Genomic DNA, 3,302 nt, shown 5'->3' with positions numbered 1-3,302 from the left:
AGTTATGGTTCAGGAAAGAGTACGATAATAAAGAATTTTGAATTTCTTTATCCTAATTATAAAGTTTTGAATTTATCATTGGGTTCCTATTCTAAACAAGAATTGGAAAATCAAGAGGCGAATGCAGAGGAAACTGATAATATTAATGATTTGAATGAAAAATTAGAAAATAGTTTGGTAAAACAAATGATTTATAGAGAAAAAAATTCTAAGTTACCATATTCACGTTTCAAAAAAATCAATCATATTTCGAGTAGAAAAAAGATTTTATTATACTTCCTTTTTTTGTCATCACTAATAAGTTTTTTTTATTTAAAAGATTACCTAAATTTAAAAAAAATAGTTTTGAGTAATTTCGAAGAAATCGCCAGTAACACTGAGTCTCTTGACTTGATTTTGTATTGCTTCCTAATAGTCAGCATTAGTATTTTATTTTTTCAAATCTTTCAGACAGTTTTGAAACAATTCAAACTTTCAAAACTGAACTTTGCTAATGTTTCAATTGAAGAGGACAAAAATAATTTTTCTTATTTTAACAAATATATAGATGAGATTTTATATTATTTTGAAACGAATAAGTTCGATGTGGTGGTTATAGAAGATGTTGACAGATTTAAAAGTATTCGAGTATTCGAGCATTTAAAGGAACTTAATCTACTTCTAAACAATTCAAAACAAATCAGTCGGGAAATCACATTTATATATGCTGTGAAAGAGGATATATTTTCAAATTCAAAAGAAGATATTGAGGAACATGAATCAGAAATTAGAACGAAATTTTTTGAACTAATTATTCCGATAATACCAGTCGTAGATACGTTTAATTCAAGAGAATATCTAGTACCTATGATGAAAGAGAAGTCAGTGACGAATTTAGATGGAAACTTCGAGAACTTTTTGAAAGACATCTCCTTATATATTTCAGATTTGAGGTTGTTGACAAATATCGTTAATGAGTTTTTTACTTATTTAGATATACATGGAAGTTTATCTAGAAGCATGAACAAAGAAGCTTTATTTTCAATAATAGCGTTAAAAAATCTAGTCCCTTCTGCATTTACAGAATTACAAAAGTCACAAGGTTTTATCTATGAAATAATTGTTCAGGGTAAATTTGATGGTGAATTAATTAGAGGAGTAAAAGAAGATTTAACAATAATTGAAGCTGAATTTAAAAAAATCGAGGAACAAATAAATGTAGATAAGTTATCTGAAATAAAGAAATTTTTATTTGACCAAGGATTCTCTAGAAATGATAGGATAATAATCAATGAACAATATAGAAATCTAACAGATTTAGATATGACATTTATTGATTATATTTTAGATAACGATGAAGAGGATATTAGTTTCAATTCCCCATATCGAGGAACATATACAATTCCAAAAAACAGTTTTATTCACATATCAAAAGAAAAAGATTCAATTTTAAAAGCAAGAATGGAAAAACAACAGGAAGAGTATGATTTAAAGAGAAATGAGTTAAATACTTTCATCAGGGCATCTTTGAAACAAAAAATAAAAAAGTATCCTGAGTTAGTAAAATTAATATATGCAGAAATGACAAAAGAAAAATACGACAATAAAGATAAGGATTTTATTCTGTATATTTTATCTAATGGTTATTTAGCCGAAGACTACTCATCGTATTTATCCATTTTTTATGAAAAAAGCATGACTATTGATGATAAAAATCTATTAGTTAAATTGAAATCTAATCAAAGTGTTGAATTTAATGAAAAACTTGATAATCCAGAAGGATTTGTTAGTGAACTTTTACCACAAGATTTTGAAAAGCAGGGAATACTTAACATCAATGTTTTGAAGTACCTATTTTCTAATAACTTTAAAGATAAACATAAGATTCGTGAAGCAGTTTTAGAAAAAATCTTTATTCAAGAAGAAGATTTATATTTAGAAAATTTGAAAATAATTTTAGCTGAAGATAAATTGAATATCGCTAATTTAGTTTTTGAATTATTAAGAAAATATTCGAATGATTTTATAGAAAAATGCAATGCTTCAGAAAAGAACCGATTGATTGATTTGATTTTTTATGCTTGTTTAGGTGATATAACTCTATACTATGGGAAAGATAATAGAAAGAATCTATTGTTACAGGTATTAAGTAAGTATAAGCCAGTTTATGAAGGTAATGAAGAGTTTGAAGGCGATGAAGATGCGTCTGACTATGTATTCTTAATAAGAGAAAACATTTTAAATAGACCTAATTTCTTTATAGAAATTGAAGACTATGTAGAGTCTAATACCATTATGGAAGTCTTATCTGAACATAATGAAGAGACATTTCAATCTGCGAAAATCTATTTTAATGATATAGAATTAGATAACTTGTCTGAAGAACAATATGATAAATTTATTCAATGTGAATTGTATAGATATGATAAAAATATGTTTTCTAAAATTTTAAACTACAAAAATTCAGATGAATTAAAAGCGGTCTCTTACGCAAATATATTAAATTCTAAGATAGATAATTTAATCAGAAATACGAATACAAACTTAGAGTATTTTGTAGATGAAGTTCTATTTTCATTAGACGAATTATTTGAAACCGAGGGAAGTTTTTTAAGTCTATTAAATTCCCAAAAACTTAATAAACTAGATATTAAGACAAACCTAATAAATAAATCGAATATTACAGTAGAAAAAATTAACCAAGTAACGGATTCTTCGCTTTGGGAAACATTATTAGAGAAGAGAAAATGTAGTATCACATGGGAAAATATAGAAGACTATTATGAAAATGGAGAAATTGATTTATCTGTTATAAACTCAATATTCACTAATCAGAATGAAGTGATTTCTCTTAAAAAACAATATGATAAATCTGATTCAAAAGATAAATTAAAAGTATTGCTTAAAAAGATGGTTGATAATAAAGCGATAGGTATTACAGAGGATAATATTGAACTACTAGGGATTACAACATATGATGCAGGCAATCTTTCAAGTCAAAGCACTCATATTTTAGCTAGAAATAATTTAATTGATTTTAATATAGAAAATGTTAGTAAGTTTAAGGAAGATGGTGTTATTGTCGAGGTAGTACTTAATCATCCTAATGACTTTCTAGAAAATTTTTCTGAGATTGACTTGTCAGAAGATGAAATGCTTTCTCTCATAAAGAATTGGAAACTTGAATCAATTAAAGAGTTGCTAAGTATTATTGTTAATGAAGAATCAGATGAGTTTTTCAAAAATACTAAATTATTGGATATTCTGTTCGAAAGAGGAATTTCTTCTGATGATACACTATTTGTAAAATTGCTTGAGAATAT

1 protein-coding gene is annotated in these 3,302 nt (G+C 26.0%); it reads left to right on the top strand.

Features of this window, described 5'->3' with window-relative positions; translation table 11 throughout:
* The coding region (locus tag HMPREF9088_RS12400; RefSeq protein ID WP_007208429.1) for a YobI family P-loop NTPase at positions 1–3,302 on the top strand (3,302 nt) is incomplete at both ends.

It is taken from the genome of Enterococcus italicus DSM 15952 (assembly GCF_000185365.1).
Taxonomy (GTDB): Bacteria; Bacillota; Bacilli; order Lactobacillales; family Enterococcaceae; genus Enterococcus_G; species Enterococcus_G italicus.
This window is presented reverse-complemented; position numbering and strand designations above follow the sequence as displayed.